The organism is Flavisolibacter tropicus (genome assembly GCF_001644645.1).
Classification (GTDB): Bacteria; Bacteroidota; Bacteroidia; order Chitinophagales; family Chitinophagaceae; genus Flavisolibacter; species Flavisolibacter tropicus.
In genome coordinates this window covers 3915555-3935797 of sequence record NZ_CP011390.1, presented here as the reverse complement: position 1 = coordinate 3935797, position 20243 = coordinate 3915555, and the positions used below count along the sequence as shown (strand labels likewise).

The following is a 20243-nucleotide window of genomic DNA, read 5'->3' as shown; positions in this document are numbered from 1 at the left end:
AAGCCATGTGCATTGACCCATATGTTGAATTTTGGTCTCAGCCATGTCTCTACTTCAATCTTTTTTGCGTTAGCAGGACACGGCTTGAGCTATAAACATTCCCATTGATCTCACTTTAAGCCTTCCTTTACTTTTTGACTATTATTTTGGTTGCGCCAAACTTCTGCATATGAAGAAACCTTTACTTCTATTTCTTTTTACGCTTTCACTTACTGCCGCCCTGTTTCCTCTAACTGCTCTTTCAAATGACAGCAGTAATTATAAACAGTTTTACTTGACTGGAAAGGTAACGGGTTTAAGGAAAGGAAATATTTACCTGCGATATACAACAGAAGATTTTGGGACAGTCTGGGATAGTTGCGTTCTTCGGAATGGTAGCTTTCACTTCAATGGGAAAGTTAATGAACCTACAATGGCTGAAATCTCTCTTGATAGAGAGATGCCTTTTGGTCCTGATCGTGCAGAGATCTTCTTGGAAGAAGGCAACCTGAACATCAAGGCTATAAAGAACAGCTTTAATACTTTGCAAATGAACGGAACCCTCTCTCAGATGGATTACGAAAGACTTTCTTTGACTAAAAGAAAGGTGCTTGAGGAATTATTTGAGGTACAGAAAAAGCTAAATGGAACAAATACAGCTGCTGCGGAAAAAGAAAGCCTGGAAAAAAGAGCGCTATTGTTATATAAAGAGAAAGCAAAAGCAGATTCTTTATTCATTGTTCAAAATCCTGGCTCCTTTGTTACAGCTTATCTTATTAAATGGAACATGGACGTTGAGCAGTTTTCACTTTATCCTGTTGATGATCTGTATAACCAAATGCCTGCAGCAGTTAAAATGAGTAGTTATGGAAAGAAAATACTGTGGCACATGAATAAGGTAAAAAAGTACCTCTTGACCATTTGGCTCCAGAATTTAGTGCCAAAACAATTAATGGAAATATAATTGACTTAAAACAGTTTCAAAACAAAAGCTTTGTACTGCTCGACTTTTGGGGTTCATGGTGCTTTCCCTGCCGTCGACTCACTCCCAATTTAAAAGCTATTTATGAGAAGTTCCACGACAATGGTTTTGAAATCATCAGTATCGCAATTAACGACAAAGAAGAAAATTGGAAAAAGGCGATTGCCGAAGACAGCATGCAAAGATGGCAACACATTCTAGATAACGACACTATTAAGAACCTATATTCTGCCGATTTTGTTCCCATCCTGTATTTAATTAACCGGGAGGGGAAAGTCATTGCCCGGTATAATGGCGGAGAAAGAGCTTATGGAGAAAGACCATACTGGGAACTTTATCAAGATCTAAATGAACTATTTGGAAAACCTAATTAAATAAACAGTTCACTATCCAAAAGCATTTGAGGAGGTATAAGCAGCAAACAAACTTTATGGTCCATCTGATGTATTTATTACATTTAATAATTACGAAAACCATATGATGATCGCTACCAAGAAAATTATATTCCTTACCTGTATTACACTGTTGCTAATAAGTTGCACCTCTAACGAAAATCCTTCAACTAAAACGACAGAATCGTCCATGGAAGAAACAAATGCTGTTCCGCTGATCAACTATACCTTACATACTATTCACCCACACGATACCAGTGCCTATACAGAAGGCTTGTTAGTGCACAATGGTGTACTATATGAAAGCACCAGCGCAGACACCAGCTTTCCCCAAACCCGCTCGCTTTTTGGAACGGTTGATCTAACCACCGGACACATTTCCCCCAAAGTTGAGCTGGATCGTAAGAAGTATTTTGGAGAAGGCATTACCTTTTTAAACAACAAAGTATACCAGCTTACCTATCTTACTAAAGTGGGTTTTATCTACGATGCTAAAAGCTTTAAACCTATTGGCGAATTCAGTTTTCCCTCTCGTGAAGGCTGGGGACTTACCAACAATGGTCGGGTGTTGATCATGAGCGATGGCACACCTATTCTAACCTATTTAGATCCTTCTTCTTTTCAGGTACAAAAAACGCTACTGGTTTCCGACAACAATGGACCCGTAAAACTGCTCAATGATTTGGAATACATTAATGGCTTTATTTATGCCAATATATTTACAACCAATTCTATTGTAAAGATTGATACAGCCACAGGAGCCGTTGTAGGCCGTTTAGATCTCACCTCCCTGGCTCAGGATGCTAAACTAAAGTACCCGGGCTCCCTGGAAATGAATGGCATTGCCTTCAATCCTGCCAATGATAGTGTTTATGTTACCGGCAAAATGTGGCCACATATCTATGAGATTTCTTTCTCGCATTAAGCGGGAAAAAGCAAAGCAATTTTGTCCTGGCAAAACGACTATTTCGTAAATTTGAGACAGGCATTTCTCTATTACCATTACTACACTTTCTAATGCCTTTTCTCTACCACTTTGTTTCACCTTTCTTCGAGATTTCTTTTAGCATTGTTCGGAACTTTCCGAAGCCGGCCCGAATAAAGCCCGAACAATACCAAACCAAAACCAGAACAATAGCATACCTGCGTATAATACCGTTTTCAATAACGTAGGGCGTATTAAGGGGATAGTTGACGGATGACAGTTGACAGAGGACAGATGGCAGCTGACAGTACGCTACTTTCATCTGTCAACTACCAACCGTCAACTGCCATCAAACTGGCCTTTACGCTGGTTTTCTTTAATGCAACGATTAACCCTAAACAGGTTCAGCCAAAGCAATTAGCATTACTAAAATCAGAAATCCCAAAATCAGCCATCAGCCATTGCCCCTTTATCTCTAAGTTTGTAGTTAACGTTTGACTCAAACCGGCACTATGTATTTTCAGCGCAACGATCTTACGAACGACCAACTGGTACATCTTTATCAACAGCTGTTGTGGCCTCGATTGATTGAAGAAAAAATGCTGGTGCTCCTGCGCCAGGGCCGCATCTCCAAATGGTTTAGTGGTATTGGGCAGGAAGCCATTTCGGTAGGTGCCACCCTGGCCCTGCAGCCCGATGAATGGATCATGCCGCTGCACCGCAACCTGGGCGTGTTTACCTCGCGTAATATGCCTTTGAGCAAACTATTCAAACAATGGCAAGGTGCACAAGATGGCTACAGCAAGGGCCGCGAACGCAGCTTTCACTTTGGCAGCCCCGAGCACCATATCTGTGGTATGATCTCGCATTTAGGTCCTCAGCTGGCTATTGCCGATGGTGTAGCATTAGCTTATAAGTTGCGTGAAGAAAACAAAGTGTCGCTGACCTTTACCGGTGATGGCGGTACCAGCGAGGGCGATTTTCATGAAGCGCTGAACACCGCTGCCGTGTGGGACCTGCCGGTGATCTTTATTATTGAAAACAACGGTTATGGCCTAAGCACACCTGTAAACGAGCAGTACCGTTGCAGCCAGCTGGCCGAACGGGCCAAGGGCTACGGTATGGAGAGCATAGTCATTGATGGTAACAACATACTGCAGGTTTATGATACGATCAAAGGCGTACGTGAATATTGCATTCGCGAACAAAAGCCTTACTTGATAGAGTGCATGACCTTTCGCATGCGTGGCCATGAAGAGGCCAGTGGTACCAAGTATGTTCCTAAAGAATTATTTGAAGAATGGGCGGCTAAAGATCCAATTGCCAACTATGAACATTGGCTGATGGAACAGGGCGTACTAGCGGAAGAGACTATACGCCAGGTGCGCGAGTCTATGCGTCAGCAGATAGAAGAAGAATTGCGCATTGGCTTTGACAGCAAGCCAATGGTGGTGAAGACGGAGGATGAATTAACCGACATGTACGCGCCATACGCTGCACGCTACACGCTGCAAGAAGGGCGTGAAGCGTATAGCGTACAGCGTGAAGCTTCCAGAGAACTTCGCCTTATAGATGCTATAAAAGAAGGTCTTCATCAAAGCATGAAGCAACATTCCAATTTGATCCTGATGGGACAAGACATTGCAGAGTATGGTGGTGCGTTTAAAATAACAGAGGGTTTTGTAGAGGAGTTTGGAAAAAAGCGTGTGCGCAATACACCGCTTTGCGAAAGTGCTATTGTGGGTGCGGCCCTGGGCTTAAGCCTGGAAGGCTTTAAGAGCATGATGGAAATGCAGTTTGCCGATTTTGTAACCGTGGGTTTTAACCAGATTGTAAACAATCTGGCCAAGATCCACTACCGCTGGGGACAGAATGCCGATGTGGTGGTGCGCATGCCTACCGGCGGTGGTGTGGGTGCCGGCCCGTTTCATAGCCAAAGCAATGAAGCCTGGTTTACACATGTGCCCGGCTTGAAAGTAGTGTACCCTTCTACCCCTGCAGATGCCAAGGGGCTTCTCATTGCAGCAATCAACGATCCTAACCCTGTATTATTCTTTGAACACAAAGCGCTGTATAGAAGCATCAGTGGTCCAGTGCCAGAAGCCTATTATGAAGTGGAGATTGGTAAGGCGCGCCATGTACGCAGTGGCGATGATATCAGCATCATTACTTATGGTAGTGGTGTGCACTGGGCAGAAGATTATGCAGCCTCACATCCTGAAATTTCTATCGACATCTTAGACCTGCGAAGCCTGTTGCCGCTCGACTACGATGCTATTAAAGCAGCCGTACAACGCACCGGTAAAGTATTGCTGCTGCATGAAGATACCTTAGTAGGTGGCCTAGGTGGCGAGATCAGTGCCTGGATTGCCGAGCATTGCTTTACCTACCTGGACGCGCCGATCATGCGGTGCGCCTCGCTAGATACGGCAGTGCCTTTCAACTTAGAGTTGGAGCAAAACTTCTTAGCCAAGTCGCGACTGGAAGAAACCATTCAAAAGCTGCTCCAATACTAAGCAGCCTTATTGCCAATAGATGTAGGTACTGTCCGTTTTTTTGGTGGCAGGTTTTTCCTGTTTGGAAGGCGCTGTACGCATACTGTCTTTTTGCTTAGCCGACGGCTCGTTTGTTACCAACTGTTTTTCCTTTTCAGTTGAAATAGCGGTTGGTAGTACAGCACGGTTGGCTTCTTTTGTTTCTGCCTGCAACAAGCTTTGCCTGTTACTATGAACATCGTTAGTTTGGGTAGACCACTCTTCTTTATTTAAAAACATTAAGCTTTTCGTCACGCTGCCAGGCGTATAGGCATCGGCTTTACTTTCTATGAGTTGTGATGGTTTAGACAAATAAAATATACCAAAGGGCACCAAGGCAACTACCGTCATGTATAGCCCCTTCACCCAAGGCTTGCGTAGTTGGGCGCGCAAACCGGATGGCCTGTGCATAGCCTGGCTTAACGCCGTCCATTGTGCTTGCTGTTGCGACACATCAACAGGCAGCTCTTCCAGCTTTTGCTGAAACAATGAATCCATATTATGAAGCGGCGGCCTGGTCATAGCTGTTTGTTTGAGGGGTGAGCAAAAGCAACTGTTTCATTCTTTGTTGTAGTAGTTTTCGGGCTTCCATCAGGTACCAACGGCAGGTGGTTTCTTTAAGGTTCATTAAGTTGGCAATCTCTCCATAGCTGTAGCCTTCTACCGCATATAGGGAAAACACCAAGCGGTAGTTGGTAGGTAATGATTGTAAGAGCAATAGGATATCATTGGATGAAAAACGGGCGTAGATCTCTGGCTGAATAAAGGCTTGTTGCAGGTCGTCTGCTGCATCTTTGTTTAGCGGCACTACATTTTCCAAAGCACTCTTTCCACGGTAATAGTCAATCGACGTATTCACCATTATGCGGCGTATCCAAGCGCCCAAGGCTCCTGATTGTTTATAAGTAGCTATATGCGTAAAGACTTTTAAAAAGCCCCGGTTTAAGATATCCAAGGCTTCTTCCTGGCTTTTTGCATAACGCAGGCACACCCGCAGCATATCAGCGTAGTACTGCTTATACAAGCTTTCCTGGCAGCGCTTGTCTTGTTGAATACAACCTTTGATCAGTGCTTCTTCACACATGACTTAGAATTTAACGCCTACCAATAGGCTAGCAAATTGAGCACTTGAATACGGTTGGGGATAATTAGCTGGCAGCGGATTGCCTATAAAATTGTGTATCTCTTTCCAGGCGTGGTAATTGTAATTAAGTTCTGTAAAGAAGCTATTGTTCTTTCCAACGGGAATGCTTAGGCCAAAGGCGGGATTGATGAAAAAGCTCCTGTAATAACCATAGCCTCCTATGCTCATTCCAAATTCCTCATCGAATGCTCTACCGGAAGTGGTAAAAGGAGTGCGGCAGTAGCCAGTACCAATGCTAAAATAAGGGCGCACAGAAGATGTAGTAGCAAGAGCAAAGCTCCCCTTGATACCAAAATTCTGCATGGACAGTCGGTTATACTTTTCCTGTTTGGCACCCCTGGTTAAACCTCTATCTGCCTCAGAAAGTTGGAAGAAAGCTTGCATGTCAAAGTGTTTATCCAATTGCAATCCTACAGATATACGGCCAGTGTAACCAATACCATCGCCCGAAAAGAAGCCTGCACCAGCTGTGAAAAAGTATTTTTTAAAGCTGGCTTTAGGAGAGCCAGGTGTAGTAGATGGATTATAAGCAGTACCGGGTGTAATAGTGGTTTCTTTGGAACTAATAGATGTTTCTTTACTTATCTTTTCAATATCGCTGTAATTGATCTCTACTTTCAGCGCATCTGCGGTTTGAACTTTTATCGTTTTGCCTGGCACCTGCTCAATAATGATACCCCTAACTATAGTACCGTTTTTCAGGTGTACCACATCGGTATAGGTTTGCGCTGTAGCGGCTATAGAAAAAAAGAGCAGGAGTAATAAGCATAGGTTAGTCTTCAAAAAGGCAAATCTCATAAATCAGTTCGTTTACAGGTAATGACGTTACTACTTAAGTAATTGTTGGAAAGATCCCATTTTTTTATTCTGCCTTTTTAAAACGGCTGTACAATTAACAATTTATATGACAGCCCTCTTTTCAGAGGCCAGCAGTTGTACCTCTTCCTTTAACCTTTATAATCGATTATTACTGAATAGCATAATAATTGCACATCCTGTATATAGCCAGGCAGCAACAGGCTGTTTGTAAATACGGTGGGTTATGCAAACCAAACATCCCTTTTATATCAGGAGCACAATTATTTTATTGGGTTTGGTGTTACTGGTATATGTTCTTGCCAGTTTACGGGAAATCCTTATTCCCCTTGCCTTTGCTTTATTGCTATCCGTTTTATTAAACCCCTTGGTCAACCGTTTTGAAAAACAGAAATTTCCCAAAGTTGTCGCCATCATTATCAGTTTACTGCTAGCGATTGTTTTCATGGTGGGACTGATCTACTTTCTTTCTTCACAACTAACAGGGTTTAGCAATGAACTACCTGTATTGAAGCAGAAATCTGTAGACCTTTTTATCTCGGCCCAGCAGATGGCTACCAATAAGTTGGGCCTAAGTTCCGCCAAACAACAGCAATTGCTGCATGAAGCCGAAAATGGACTGCAGGCTTTCTTAGGTCATTCGCTGACTACTGTTGTAGGCTCATTGACACTTATTTTCCTGGTGCCGGTATATAGTTTTCTGTTTTTGTATTACAAGAATCTTCTACTGAACTTTTTGTATGAGGTGTTTGCAGAAAAAAATGCGGGAGAAGTCAGCATAGTACTTCAGCAAACCAAAACGGCGGTTCAGAGTTATATGGTGGGCCTATTGATTGAAGGAATCATTGTGGCTACACTAAACGCTATAGCCTTGCTTATTTTAGGCGTGAAGTATGCCGTATTGTTGGGGGTAATTGGCGCTATCCTAAATGTACTGCCCTATATAGGTGGTATCATTGCCATTGCCCTGCCTGTGTTAATGGCTACTATTACCAAGAACGGTTACCATACCCAGTTGGGTATTATTATCGCTTACTTGATCATTCAGTTTATTGATAACCATTTTTTAATTCCCTGGATTGTATCGTCCAAAGTAAAGATCAATGCATTAATCTCCATTGTAGGCGTACTGCTGGCTGGCGCTTTATGGGGTATATCCGGAATGTTTCTGTCTATTCCTTTTATTGGAATATTAAAGATCGTTTTTGACCGGATTGACGAATTAAAACCCTGGGGTAAGTTGCTGGGCGATGAAGTGCCTACGCGGCTAGAAGGCTCCATGTGGGCCAAGGCCAGGCGAAAAGCTCTTACTATGGTACAGTATAAGCGAGGCACCCATTCATAGGCATTACCATACAGGTTAGGCCCCTAATTAAACATCTTTACTAAATCAGTTACTCAGAATTAATAACATAGCATCAAAGATATCTGTTGGATGGTTCAGTCATTTTTTCTTTCATGCCTTTGGCAAATGATCATTACAGTTAAGTTTACCATGTATATAGCTTAGCTGTTATTGATGACTAAAAAATACTCAATAGAAAAATGCGCCCAGCATTGGTTTTTTCCTTTTTAATTTCCTATCTTACTAGTTCATACACCTATCGCTTCCATTCCTATAAATAGCCTTCTTTCTCCCCCTCCCTTTTGATAACAAGATTGTTTGTTAATACCCTAAATCATATGTAATGGAAGAAATGTTGGAAAAAACGGTGTCGTCTATGACACAACAGAACATGCAGGAGTATGTTCAAACGCACGATGTAAAGTTTGTAGCTGAAGATGGTGTATTCAAAAACATGGCTACAGGCGAAGAGCATAAGGGGCGAACAGAAGTAGGTGCTATGCTGCATTATATGTACCATGTAGCTTTTAATGCCAGGGCTGAGATCACCAATTTAGTAGTTACCGAAAACAAAGCGATGATTGAAGCGATGTTTAGAGGAACACATATTGGAGAAATTGCAGGCATTGCTGCAACCAACAAAGAAGTAAACGTACCGTTCACTGTGTGCTATGATTTAGAGAACGGCTTGATAAAAGAAGCTAGAATTTATATGTTGCTCAACGTGCTAATACAGCAGTTGAACGCATAAGCAGCCATACCAATTGCTTATACGCAAAAGGGGTTATGAAATTACTATTCCATAACCCCTTTCTTTATCTTGATGATAAGAGGACAGTTGGCGGATGATAGATGACAGCAGTTGCCGTCCTACAGTCGTCCGCCCTCTATCAACTGTCAACAAACTTCTATCAAATACTCACACCATACAATCGCCCGTCCTTTCGGGAAATGATCCAGAGGTTGTTATTATCAGCTACAATCTGGTGGGGCTCCCAGGTGGAGAGGTTTATCAAGCGCTCTAACTTTTTTTGTGCGTGATTATAAATAAGCAGATGATGGTAGAAGGCTATCCACACATGCGTATCATCGGCTTTCAAAATCTTTGTCAGACTTTCATCGGGGTGGGATAAAGAATCTGTATTGAACTCAACCAATGAATCGGAAAGAGAAAGAAGATCTACCGCAACTGTCTTTTTCAACTTATTACCCAATACTGTCAGCTGCTCATTATTAATTAGAAATGTATTTCTTGAGGTGGTAACATAGTCTTGAATGGTATTACCATCAACTGAAAGCTCTTTTGCCAGTTTACCAGTTATAGGGTTGCCATCATGGGTAAGTGCATAAAACTCTTTTGCACAAGGCGATTCGGAGAGGAATTGACCTTCTTCAACTTCACACCTGGCATCTTTCGTTTTTCCAGAATAATTGAATTCCAACCAACGGTTTCCTTCTACATTGGCTACAATTTTATCTTTCAGGTAATAAGGAGTTTGTGAGGTGCCGTGTGCAATGAAACGCTTCCACACAATGGTATCTTTTTGTGGCTCATAGGCAAACAAGCAGCCGCCGTCATAGATACCGGTAAAGTATAGCAATCCATTTTTTGCAACAGGCTCTGTCTCTACAGACGCAAAGACCAGGTCCTTTTGTTTTTCACCAGTGGCGGCATCCAGCTGCACTACATGATCGCCCATTTTTACCCATATACGGTTACTGACAATGAAGGGTGCCTGGTTTGACTTCCACTTTAGATACTGATTCCACTTTTCAGTGCCTGATTTTTTATCAAAGGCGTACAAGCGGTAGTCGGGCGCATTAAATAACACTAAATTACCCTGCTGGCAAACAGAGGCATAAAAAACATTAAGGGTACTTGCGTCAAATGTTTGAGGCGAAGTAAAAAAGACCTTTTGAGAAAAGGTTGTCAAAGAAAAAAAGGAACAAGTAATTAGCAGCAGTCGTTTCATAAGTAGGATTTTAAAAGCAGTGAGTATATGTGTTGTTAGTTGACAGATGATAGATGACGGAGGCTTAATACAGCGCTGTCAACTATCATCTGTCATCTTTAGTTTACTATAGACTATTCATTACTACGTCTTTTCCAGGGCCCATCAGTGCCTTACCACTGCGTGTGCCTATGTGTTGGCCGTTTTCAACTACTACCTGTCCGTTTACCAATACATAGTTGAAGCCAGTAGAATAGGCATGTGGCTTTTCGTAAGTAGACTGGTCCTGTACTTCTTTTTCGTTGAAAATGACAATATCAGCAGCAAAGCCTTCGCGCAATAAACCGCGATCCTTTAAGTTGAACTTTTGAGCAGGCAGCGACGTCATACGGCGGACAGCATCTTCCAAAGAGATCACTTTTTTCTCGCGTACATATTTCGCTAACACGCGGGCATTGGTACCATATCCACGTGGGTGGGGAGCACCTTCACCATATACACGAATAGCAGCATCGGAGGCAAACATGTTAAAGGGATATTGCATGATGCGCTCAATATCTTCATCACCCATGCCATGGAACACCATGCTGGCACCACCGGCTATCATCATGTCAACAATGGTTTGCGCTTCTTCTTTGGCTTTGTGCTTACGACCTTTCAGCAGGTTTACTTCTTCAATGCTTTTACCATTAAGCGCGGTATCGGCACGATGGTAAGCTACTACCGGGTAACTGAAATGCTTGAGCCCTCTGCGTTTCAGGCTTTTCAACATATCGTTGATCACATATTTGCGTATCTCTGGACGCTGCAGGCGGGCTACGATAGAGTCTTGACCATCGGCCAGGATCTCGTCGGGTATCATTGTACTTAATGAAGTACTACTAGCGCCATAAGGGTATTGGTCAATGGTTACGTCAATGCCTTCTTCACGGGCTTTGATGATCATAGGAATGGTTTCCTTACTCCGTCCCCAGTTTTGCTGACCGCTTAGTTTAAAGTGAGAGATCTCCACCGGCATATTGGCAACACGACCAATATGAATGGCTTCATCAATAGCCTCGGTTACTTTATCACCTTCGTTGCGCATGTGTGAGGCATACAAGCCTTTGTATTGCGACGCCACTTTAGCCAGGCGTACTACTTCTTCGGTTTTGGAATAAGTGCCAGGGATATAGATCAATCCCGTGCTTAAGCCAACAGCACCATCCAACATAGCCTGTTGCACCAGTTTTTCCATCTGTTGCATTTCCTGTTCATTCGGGTCGCGGTTGGCGCGGCCTAGTACAGCCTTGCGTACATCGTTGTGACCAATGAGTGTAGCCACATTTATTGATGGATGCAGCGAGTCGATCTGCCATAGATACTTTTTGATATTGACATTAGAACTGCCGCAGTTGCCGGTAACAACAGTGGTTACACCGTCCAATATAAAATTATTGGCCGTTGGGTTCTTAAACTCATCTCCTTCAATGTGGGTATGCACGTCAATAAAGCCGGGGGCAACGATCATGCCCTTAGCATCAATTGTTTTAGTAGCAGCAATAGCACCCGTATTTCCAATGCGCTGGATCTTTCCGTCTTTAATGGCTATGTTACCATAGAACCAGGAATTACCGGTACCATCCAGTATACGCCCATTGGTAATGAGGACGTCAACTTTGTTTTGGGCAGTAGCGGCCAGGGATACAGCCAGCGATACGGCCAGTGAGAAGAAGGTTTTCATATTCTAAAGTTATTACTTGCGTTCTTACTTCCAATACGTTTACATAAATAGAAAAGCATTTTGTTGATAGGCGTTAAGATCGTGAAAGGGGAAAGCTACAAGCTGCGCGCTGCACGCTACAAGCGGAGCGCGCCGGAGGCGCGGAGAGAGAGGAACCACGGAGACGCGGGGGCAGGGAGGGGCACGGAGGGAATGGCTGATATGAGGATAGCTGATGGCTGATTTTCGTTGATAGGTTAACAAGTTGATAAGGGAGGGAATAGTTATTACTAATAGCACAAGCAGGAACTATCCACGATAAGGCTTGACAGTAAAGACTACGCCCAGGGATTAAAATTCAGATGCGCTTAGTCAATATGAATTAAATTAGGCCATGCGTTTTTCTACTTTTTTACTCCTCGGTTTTGTTGCTATTGGCACCACTACTTCTTATGCCCAGTCGGCCCAACCTTTAGCTGTGCACAATAGCTATCAGCCGCCGGTATTTACTGATGCTAAGCGTATTGAAAAGATAAAGGCCACACAAGCAGTGATTGATCAATTGTATAAAGAACATGCAACGAACAATCACTTCCCGGGTATGGTATATGGTGTAGTAGTAGACGGACAACTGCTGTACACCGGTACGGCTGGAATTACGGATATAACAACGAAGACACCAGTAACTACACAAACCGATTTCCGTATTGCTTCCATGAGCAAGAGCTTTACGGCCATGGCCATTATGCAGCTGCGTGATAAAGGCAAGTTGCAACTGGATGAACCCGCAGCCAAGTATATCCCTGAATTAAAGAAGATCACCTACCCCACTAGTGATGCACCGGTTATTACCATCCGTCATTTACTCAATCATATGGGCGGCTTTCCGCAAGATGATCCATGGGCAGATCGCCAGCTGGCAGCTACCGACCAAGAGTTGTTAGATGTAGTAAAAAGAGATCCAGCGTTTTCCAGTGGGCCGGGCTTGCAGTATGAATACAGTAACCTGGGTTTTGCTTTACTGGGAAAGATTGTAGCAAACGTTTCAGGAAAAACCTATCAACAATACATAACAGAAAATATCTGGAAGCCCTTAGGCATGGATCACACCTATTGGGAGTATACCAAGGTACCAGCAGGACAACTGGCGAAAGGCCACCGCTGGATCAACGGCGCCTGGAGAGACGAGCCTTTGCTACATGATGGCGCCTATGGCGCTATGGGCGGAGTGATCACCACACTGGAAGACTTTAGTAAATACATGGCCCTGCATATGAGCGCCTGGCCGGCACGTACTGCTAAAGAAAGTGTTGTATTGAAGCGCAGCTCACTACGCGAGATGCAACAGCCCGGAGTGGTGGGTGCGTTGAATGCAGCGTATAAATATCCCAGTGGGCGCAGCTGTCCTACGGTGGCAGGCTATGCCTTTGGCCTGCGCTGGACCAAGGACTGTGAAGGGCGTGTGCAGGTAGGACATAGCGGTGGCTTGCCCGGCTTTGGCAGCAACTGGACGATCTTACCAGATTATGGCGTAGGTGTAGTTTGCTTTGCCAATGTAACCTATGCCCCTACAGCTACACTGAACATACGGGTACTAGATACGTTGATCTCTTTAGCGCAATTGAAACCGCGCCAATTAATTGCGTCTCCCGTATTAAAAGAGCGCAAAGAGCAGTTGGCAAAACTGTTACCTAATTGGAAGGGAGCCGAGCAAAGTGGCCTTTTCTCTGGAAACTTCTTTAAGGACTTTCCGATTGACTCCCTTCGGAAAGAGGCGAGTGCCTTGTTTGCCAAGGCGGGCAATATTGTTCGTGTAGGAGAAATAGTGCCGGAGAACCAACTGCGTGGTAGCTTTATAATTGAAGGAACGAACACTGATATTGAAGTGTACTTTACGCTGATGCCGGATAACCCGCCGTTGATACAGGATTACCGCTTGCGTGAGCGGTCAAAGAAATAAGTGCTTTGCGCTGAATGGTAGCCCGCAGATGGCGCCGAAAGGCGCAGAATTGAACCACAGAGATTCTGTGTTAAATACCAATAGTTAATTCATTTATTTTTGTGTTTTAGGCGGCTTTAAGCCAGCCTGTTTGGGGTGGTCTGTTTATGACCACCCCAGTTTTTTAGGCGGCCGCCTGATTTTCTTCGGCTATTTTGGGTACATACTCTTTCTGGTAAGGCGTCTTGGTTTTATACATCACATACATGATCTCTAACAGTTTTCTTTGTACCGCTACGGCTGCCTTCATTTTTATGCCATGCCTTGCGACCAGCCTGGCATAGACGGCTTTAAATCGTGGGGCGTGGCGTATGGCCGCCAGTGCCGGCAGGTGCATGGCTTTTCGCAATTGCTTGTTTCCCTTTTTGGAGATCCGGGGCTTGCCTTTGACGGAAGTGCCCGATTGCTTTTCTTTTACATCCAGGCCGGCGTAGCTGCTTAATTGCCGTTTATTGCGGACCAGTTCAAAACCATTGGTCTCGGCCAGCACAATGGCGGCGGTTAAGGAACCCACGCCGGGCAGGGTGCTCATGATGTCAACAGCCTGGCTGACCTGTGGGTCGGCTTTTACCAGGGCCCTGATCTCTTCTTTGATTTCTTTTTCCTGCTTATTGAAAAAGGCAATTTGTTTTTTCAACCGGGCCACTGTGTTTGGGCCAGGTTCCGCTTCAGCGGCCTCGGCATGCAGTTGATTCTTGGCCACGGTGCGGGCCTCAACAACCTGATCGCGCTCACGGGTTAACTGCCGGAGCTTTTTGAACACGGCGTTGGGCTTTTTCCAGTTATCGAGTTTCCGTTCCAATCCAAACCGGGCAATGGCTTCGGCGGCGGTGGTATCGGTAACCGATTTGACGTCAAGTGTTTTAAAATAGTTGCTGATCTTGCTGGGTAACACAATGGTGAGCGGGTGACCCTGGGCCTCCAGAAAATAAGCCAGCGCCTCATGATAGACCCCGGTCGCCTCCATGACATAACGCACGGCTTCAACCGCACCGGTCAGCTTCTTTACCCACAAAACCAGGCTTAGAAAGCCTTTTTGATTGTTGGCAAAGGACTTGCTGGCATAGGTCTCGGGCGTCCAGTCATCATACATCCGTCCCAAGGTTACAACCAGCTCTTTGGCAGCGACATCAATGCCCGCTACCTGCTTTACAATTTTTCTCATAGACCACTGCATTTAAATAGGGGAAAGTGAAAAATCTCCCTTCGTTTTGTCTCCTGGCTGGATATTCTGGATATAGACCTATAGCACTATTCCTTAGATTCTGTTCAAACTCGAAGAGATAAAAAAGAGTGAGGCCATTTCTCCGTGAGAACATACTTCAACAGTTGTTTAGACACCAAAGGCTCTCACTCCTTTTTCACTTTTTAAAACCAAATCTAGGGCTAGATCAACTCCTGTCTCAACAAACAGTAAACGATCCGTTACAAACATAGGAGACACGGAGAACACAGTGGGGCACAGAGAAATGGAGAAAAGGAGGGTACAAAGGGAAGGGCTATTGCTTAGCGCACAAGCAAGCTTTTTTCTACTGCTTCTTTACTAAAGTTTTGTTCTTTACAGCTTAGCGGAACAAACGATAAAAATATCTTTCTTATAAAAAAATAAAACCTGCAGGGCTTAGGCCCATGCAGGTTTTCAATAAAGCTTATCGGTTTGTTAGCTTAATTTTTCTTTACCGTATTGGAAGGTTTGCTTTCCTGGTTATCTACATTAATGGTAGAAACGCTATAGTTGCCAGCAGAAGTAATCGATAATTCATTTTTATCTGTAATAGCAACAACCACTGCTTCCTTAGTGAGATCAGCAAAATAATAAACAACAGATCGCACATTACCTGTTGTACTCCATTTTAGGGTGCTGCCTTCTATTCTTACGCTTGCGGCTTCGGCCGGAGCAGCTGCTACATTGCGTCCTAAAAAAGGTATCACAGATGGAGACTTAAACAGTTCCGCGAGCTTGGTCGTAATTCCAATTTTATTCAGCGGAATGTATTTGGCGCTATACAAAAGATTGCCTACTACTTTTTTATTCTTCCTGGTCATGTCGAATTGCTTGCCTAATTCGGTAGTAGATTGAAAAGCAGAAGGTGAAGTACCGTCTCCGAATTTGTAATAACCATGCCCCACCATTAAGGTTGCTTTATAGTTATATTGAGACCACCAGTTTAAACGTGCCTGAAAATCATTAGACGCATTTCCTATTTCCTGGTACAATTGCGGAATCACCACATCCAGCCATCCTTGTTCACACCATTTTTTAACGTCTGCAAACAATGTTTTGAAGTTATAATCCGGATCTGGTGCTGGAGAAATAGAAAATACTACTTCCGGCTTTGTGGCCACGATAACATCGTGCACTCCTTTAATAGCTTGATCTACATTTCCTCTTCTAAAGTCCTCTTTTGATGAATACCCTGCGCCGTATTTCTGATAGTCGGCATCATCAGCCACCATTTGTCCGGCTGATGATGGATCTGGATAGAAATAATCATCGAAATGTATTCCATCCACATTGTACTTGGTGATCACATCTTTTACAATATCCGCAAGGCGTTGTCTTACCTCTGGAACAGCCGGGTTATAGATCTGGATCTTTTCATGACTAACCACCCATTCCGGTTTTACGGATGAATGGAGTGCAGGATAAGATGTACTTGTTCCTGCTCGCGTAGCAATACGATAAGGATTCATCCATGCATGAAACTCCATACCCCGAGCATGCGCTTCGTCTATCATAAACTTAAGTACATCATAGCTTGGGTCAGTACCTCTGGCTCCTGTGATGGCTGCACTCCAAGGCTCGTAAGGAGAGCTGTAAAAAGCATCCCCCATTCCCTTTACCTGCACAAAGACCGCATTCATATTTAGCTCTTTAAACTTGTCTAAATAATCGGTGTAATGCTTTTTTTGTGCATCAACTGTATACTTTCCTTCCGGCCAGTCGAGGCCAAAAACAGTAGCCATCCAAGCAGCTCGCATTTCTTTTTTGGATATAGCAGTGCCGGCTCTTCTCCGGGCGGATTAGGTGTGGGTGTATCAGGCTTATCCTTACTACAGGCATGAAGAACAAAAGCCAGTACTGCCACAACAGCGCAACGAAATATATTTTTCATAATCATTAATCTCATTAAAGTATCCCAAGACAGAAAGTAAAAACCCGTGCAGATAATTTACTGCACGGGTTAAGACTATTAATCGTCCATCTTCTTTTTTGGGAAATCTATTATTACAAAGCCCGCATCGGCAGAAGCAGTATACAAAGTGAGTTTGTCATCTTTGCCTTCTGCATCTTTGGTCACATACCAACCAGTTTGAGTAGATGGAGTGGTGTTAACAGTACCAAAAAGCGAATACTGGAATATTGCGGCCTTATCAACTTTGGCATCAAACAGTTGCAACGCCTCTGTAATTGTGCTGCCTTTGGTAATATCATATACATACAATACCGTAGCGTCCTGTGCCCCTCTAGCGGCAGTTGTCATAATTAAATAACGCTCTCCATTAAAGGTAACCACACGAGCATCACAACCTCTGTTAGGGACAGCCGCGCTAGTAGGTAAAGTATAAGAGATTACCGCCGATTCGTTTGCTACGCGAATTGGTGCATCATAACCAGTATAAATGTAATCGCCAGTATTACCCACTCGATTAAACGACATCACATACGATGAACCACTGGCATTGGGTAATACAGTTGGACCTGAAATGGTAGTATAGTTGGTAACAGTTAAGCGCAGGATTTTAGAAACTGCATTATCACCAAAATACATGAATCCGTTACCATTTTCATCAAGGTTTACTGACATATTATCACCATGACGTGTGCCGGCTCCTGGAATAGAAGCTATATTCAAGTCAGCAATTACCTGAGGCGCAGCGCTGGGATCTGTCCAATGATAGATTCTAAAAGGTGAAGTCAACCCACCAGATAAGTTAGCGATATAAGTATGTCCTTTTACTTGTGCACCTACATTCACATCCAAGGTTCCGCCTACTACACCTGTAAGATTGAGCTTAATAGGTGAAACCTTATTTTGTTTAAGCTCACTCACGTCTAACAAGTGTGACCCACCTGTAGCCCTTGTCACAATCAATACACGCTGCCCATCAAAACCAGTTCCCCTAGTGTTAAGCGAAACAAAGCCAGGATAAATCGGATTACCCAATGGATTATTTGTGTAGTCATATATTTCCGCTTTTGAGAAATCGGCACCAAATACTGGCACCAATTTCCTCAGTGTTACCATGTATTCACGAAATCGCTTGTTGTTGACCACTTTAACCACCTTTGCCTTAACAGATTCCCCATCGCCAAAATCAAATGCGTATGACGACTGGTCAAGCGTGGCTCCATTCGACATTTCAGCCTCAAAACGGATCTTGCTAAAATCCGTTAATACATCCAGTCGCGGGAAGGAGACAGTTTTTTTGTCTTCATCTATCATACCCTGTACCACCGTATTTCCAGCTGCACCAGCATTTACAATCTTAATGGATTTTAGTACCACTTCATCGGGTGAATCCACATTCTTTGGATAATCCTTTGTACAGGATGTGATAAATACCAGCATCATAGAAGCTACTATGATCCAATACTTTTTTATATAGTTTACCATTTTTTAATTTTTACGTTTTAAGGATTTAACTGATGCTTATTATTCCTGGGGCCAGCCAGCTGTTTGCTGCAGCACATAGCCTTTGGCTTTATAATCATCCATCTGCACTCTTCCTACGGGGCTCAGGTAGGGATTTACATTGCCCAAGTTTAAGAAAGGCAAGCGGCCGTTTGTAGTCGGGCTGCGGAAAAAACCTTTCATTTGTGCACCATTCGCTCCATCATAATTAACTACTGTACCAGCCATAGTTACAACACCTATCTGGCCTTTTTTGGCATCGACTAATTCTCCAGGCAATTCTGTTGGAAAGTTCACCCAACCGCCAGACAACAAATCCTTGTTCGCATCGGTATCCATATATGCTAATTTGCCCCAGCGTTTTAAGTCCTCATAGCGGCCATACTCAAACGCAAATTCCATTCGGCGCTCTCTTCTGATTTCCCACAATAATGCATCAACACCAGGGTCACGTTTAGGATCATTTGGCAAAGTTGCTAAATTCAATGAAGCGGTTTTCTTAACCCCTTTGTCAATAGCCTCCTGCGCCAGTGGCCTGTTTCTGATCTTGTTGATCGATTTATCAATATCTCCCTGACTGGCGGTACCCAACTCGGCTTTAGCCTCTACCCAGTTTAACAGGGCTTCTGCATAGCGAAATACAGGATAATCGGTTTGATTTTTACTGCTGGTAAATTCTGCAGGTGGAGCACCACCAGCTTCTACGGTAGCCGCAACGCTTCTAGGCAAAAACTTATTGATATACCAATAAGAAGCCCGGTTTTTGTTGGTAGGCTTGGTTGTATAAAATGTTGCCTCAAAGCGGGAATCACGGGTTTGAATCATTTTGGATAAAGTAAAATCGTTGGCAGCAGCTTCTGTAGAATTCTGCCAGGCATTACCATCCACACAAATGAAAGATTTGATAAGGTCTGTTGTAGGACCAAAAGCAACCGATTCAGACAGGTTGTTGTTAGAGGCCACCGCGTGTAAAATATTTACCGCTGGATCGTAATGCCTGTAGAAAACAACATCCTTATTACCTGCTAATGTATTAGAAGTGAACAGGGTTCTAAAATCGGTCACGATATCATACTTACCGCTGCTAATGATCATATTGGCAGCTTCTTCTGCCAGTTGGAAGAACTTTCTTGCCTGCTCGTTATTATGGTAATAATACTTCTGCCAGGCGCCTTCACGCAGCGCTACCCGGGATGTAAAGCCTGCTACTACATAGCGGTTCACATACTGATCACCATCATTCAGCCGTACATTGCTCAGGGCAAATTTTAAATCTTCATACACCGCATTCATTACATCGTTGCGAGGAGTACGAGGTTTATACAAATCATCCTTATCAACATCGCTTGGTACATGGTCGTAATAAGGAACATCACCAAAACGAGTAGCCAGATCGGCATATTCTAACCCTCTGAAAAAGCGGCCAATACCTACCCAATGATTATAAGCCTCAGAAGATAAGATCTCTTTCATTCTGCTCTCTATTCTATCCAGCATGATATTGATAGAGCGAATCTGCGACATGCTCCAAATACTGCTGTTTGGTACAGCACGAGTGAAGTTGCTTTGGTTGCCCAATAAGAAAACATCATCGCTAAACTGATACCCCATCAGGGCTGACTCGGTATAATCAAAGCCTAATCCATAACCCGGGAAAAAAGAGGGATAATATTTATTGGCATAGAGTTTCAGATTGCCTTCACTTGTCCAGGCCGTTTCATCATTCAGCTCGGTAAGCGGGGGTCTGTCCAGTATCTTCTTACAACCAAAACCGGTTGTGATAATACACGCTATTATAAAGGAATATATATATTTCATGATTGTACTAGTTAAATA

17 protein-coding genes are annotated in these 20243 nt (G+C 43.7%); 8 read left to right on the top strand and 9 right to left on the bottom strand.

The features are described from left to right. Positions 1-169 precede the first annotated feature (169 nt). The 5 genes from SY85_RS16685 to SY85_RS16665 all read left to right on the top strand — a co-directional run bounded on the left by SY85_RS16685 (position 170) and on the right by SY85_RS16665 (position 4794). Complete coding sequence (locus SY85_RS16685; protein WP_066406017.1) at positions 170-943, top strand: DUF4369 domain-containing protein; 774 nt, start codon at positions 170-172, stop codon at positions 941-943. Then, complete coding sequence (locus tag SY85_RS16680; protein WP_066406016.1) at positions 901-1335, top strand: TlpA family protein disulfide reductase; 435 nt, start codon at positions 901-903, stop codon at positions 1333-1335. Before SY85_RS16685 ends, SY85_RS16680 begins: the two co-directional genes overlap by 43 nt. Positions 1336-1543: 208 nt before the next feature. After that, entirely contained in the window at positions 1544-2278 is a 735-nt protein-coding gene (locus tag SY85_RS16675; RefSeq protein WP_066406015.1) for a glutaminyl-peptide cyclotransferase, read from the top strand. Positions 2279-2551: 273 nt separating this feature from the next. Next, on the top strand, positions 2552-2776 hold the full coding sequence (locus SY85_RS16670; protein WP_066406014.1) for a hypothetical protein: 225 nt from the start codon (positions 2552-2554) through the stop codon (positions 2774-2776). 14 nt (positions 2777-2790) lie between these two features. Then, positions 2791-4794 (top strand): alpha-ketoacid dehydrogenase subunit alpha/beta, encoded by a 2004-nt coding sequence (locus SY85_RS16665; protein ID WP_066406013.1) that lies wholly within the window; start codon positions 2791-2793, stop codon positions 4792-4794. Between the two features lie 6 nt (positions 4795-4800). Here SY85_RS16665 and SY85_RS16660 read toward each other — a convergent pair whose 3' ends face one another. From SY85_RS16660 to SY85_RS16650, 3 genes are read right to left on the bottom strand one after another with little or no spacing between them, the layout of a single operon-like run. Then, the gene (locus SY85_RS16660) at positions 4801-5334 is read right to left on the bottom strand and encodes a hypothetical protein (RefSeq protein WP_148661227.1); all 534 of its coding nucleotides are present in this window, start codon (positions 5332-5334) and stop codon (positions 4801-4803) included. Next, positions 5312-5896, bottom strand: a complete 585-nt coding sequence (locus SY85_RS16655; protein ID WP_066406011.1) for an RNA polymerase sigma factor — start codon at positions 5894-5896, stop codon at positions 5312-5314. Before SY85_RS16655 ends, SY85_RS16660 begins: the two co-directional genes overlap by 23 nt. A gap of 3 nt (positions 5897-5899) precedes the next feature. Beyond that, a complete protein-coding gene (locus SY85_RS16650) occupies positions 5900-6754 on the bottom strand; it encodes a hypothetical protein (RefSeq protein WP_066406010.1) in 855 nt (284 codons plus the stop codon). A gap of 244 nt (positions 6755-6998) precedes the next feature. Here SY85_RS16650 and SY85_RS16645 point away from each other — a divergent pair, with 244 nt between their 5' ends. Continuing rightward, positions 6999-8117, top strand: coding sequence for an AI-2E family transporter (locus SY85_RS16645; protein WP_066406009.1), 1119 nt, complete (start codon positions 6999-7001; stop codon positions 8115-8117). Between the two features lie 343 nt (positions 8118-8460). Then, on the top strand, positions 8461-8868 hold the full coding sequence (locus SY85_RS16640) for an ester cyclase (RefSeq protein WP_066406008.1): 408 nt from the start codon (positions 8461-8463) through the stop codon (positions 8866-8868). A 160-nt stretch (positions 8869-9028) separates the two neighbouring features. Here the strand turns inward: SY85_RS16640 and SY85_RS16635 are convergent, their stop codons facing one another. After that, positions 9029-10090 (bottom strand): outer membrane protein assembly factor BamB family protein, encoded by a 1062-nt coding sequence (locus tag SY85_RS16635; protein ID WP_066406007.1) that lies wholly within the window; start codon positions 10088-10090, stop codon positions 9029-9031. 106 nt (positions 10091-10196) lie between these two features. Then, positions 10197-11792 carry an N-acyl-D-amino-acid deacylase family protein gene (locus SY85_RS16630; RefSeq protein ID WP_066406006.1) on the bottom strand — a complete coding sequence of 532 codons (1596 nt, stop codon included), beginning with the start codon at positions 11790-11792 and terminating at the stop codon, positions 10197-10199. Between the two features lie 373 nt (positions 11793-12165). Here SY85_RS16630 and SY85_RS16625 point away from each other — a divergent pair, with 373 nt between their 5' ends. Beyond that, positions 12166-13731: a serine hydrolase domain-containing protein gene (locus SY85_RS16625; RefSeq protein WP_066406005.1), complete on the top strand. Its 1566-nt coding sequence runs from the start codon at positions 12166-12168 to the stop codon at positions 13729-13731. 163 nt (positions 13732-13894) lie between these two features. Here SY85_RS16625 and SY85_RS16620 read toward each other — a convergent pair whose 3' ends face one another. From SY85_RS16620 to SY85_RS16605, 4 genes are all read right to left on the bottom strand, one after another. Then, a complete protein-coding gene (locus SY85_RS16620) occupies positions 13895-14935 on the bottom strand; it encodes an IS110 family RNA-guided transposase (protein WP_066406004.1) in 1041 nt (346 codons plus the stop codon). A gap of 500 nt (positions 14936-15435) precedes the next feature. Then, positions 15436-16752: a glycoside hydrolase family 10-like protein gene (locus SY85_RS16615; protein ID WP_226998856.1), complete on the bottom strand. Its 1317-nt coding sequence runs from the start codon at positions 16750-16752 to the stop codon at positions 15436-15438. Positions 16753-16964: 212 nt separating this feature from the next. Beyond that, positions 16965-18389, bottom strand: coding sequence for a DUF4623 domain-containing protein (locus SY85_RS16610; protein ID WP_066406003.1), 1425 nt, complete (start codon positions 18387-18389; stop codon positions 16965-16967). A 39-nt stretch (positions 18390-18428) separates the two neighbouring features. Beyond that, complete coding sequence (locus tag SY85_RS16605; protein ID WP_066406002.1) at positions 18429-20225, bottom strand: RagB/SusD family nutrient uptake outer membrane protein; 1797 nt, start codon at positions 20223-20225, stop codon at positions 18429-18431. Positions 20226-20243 lie beyond the last annotated feature (18 nt).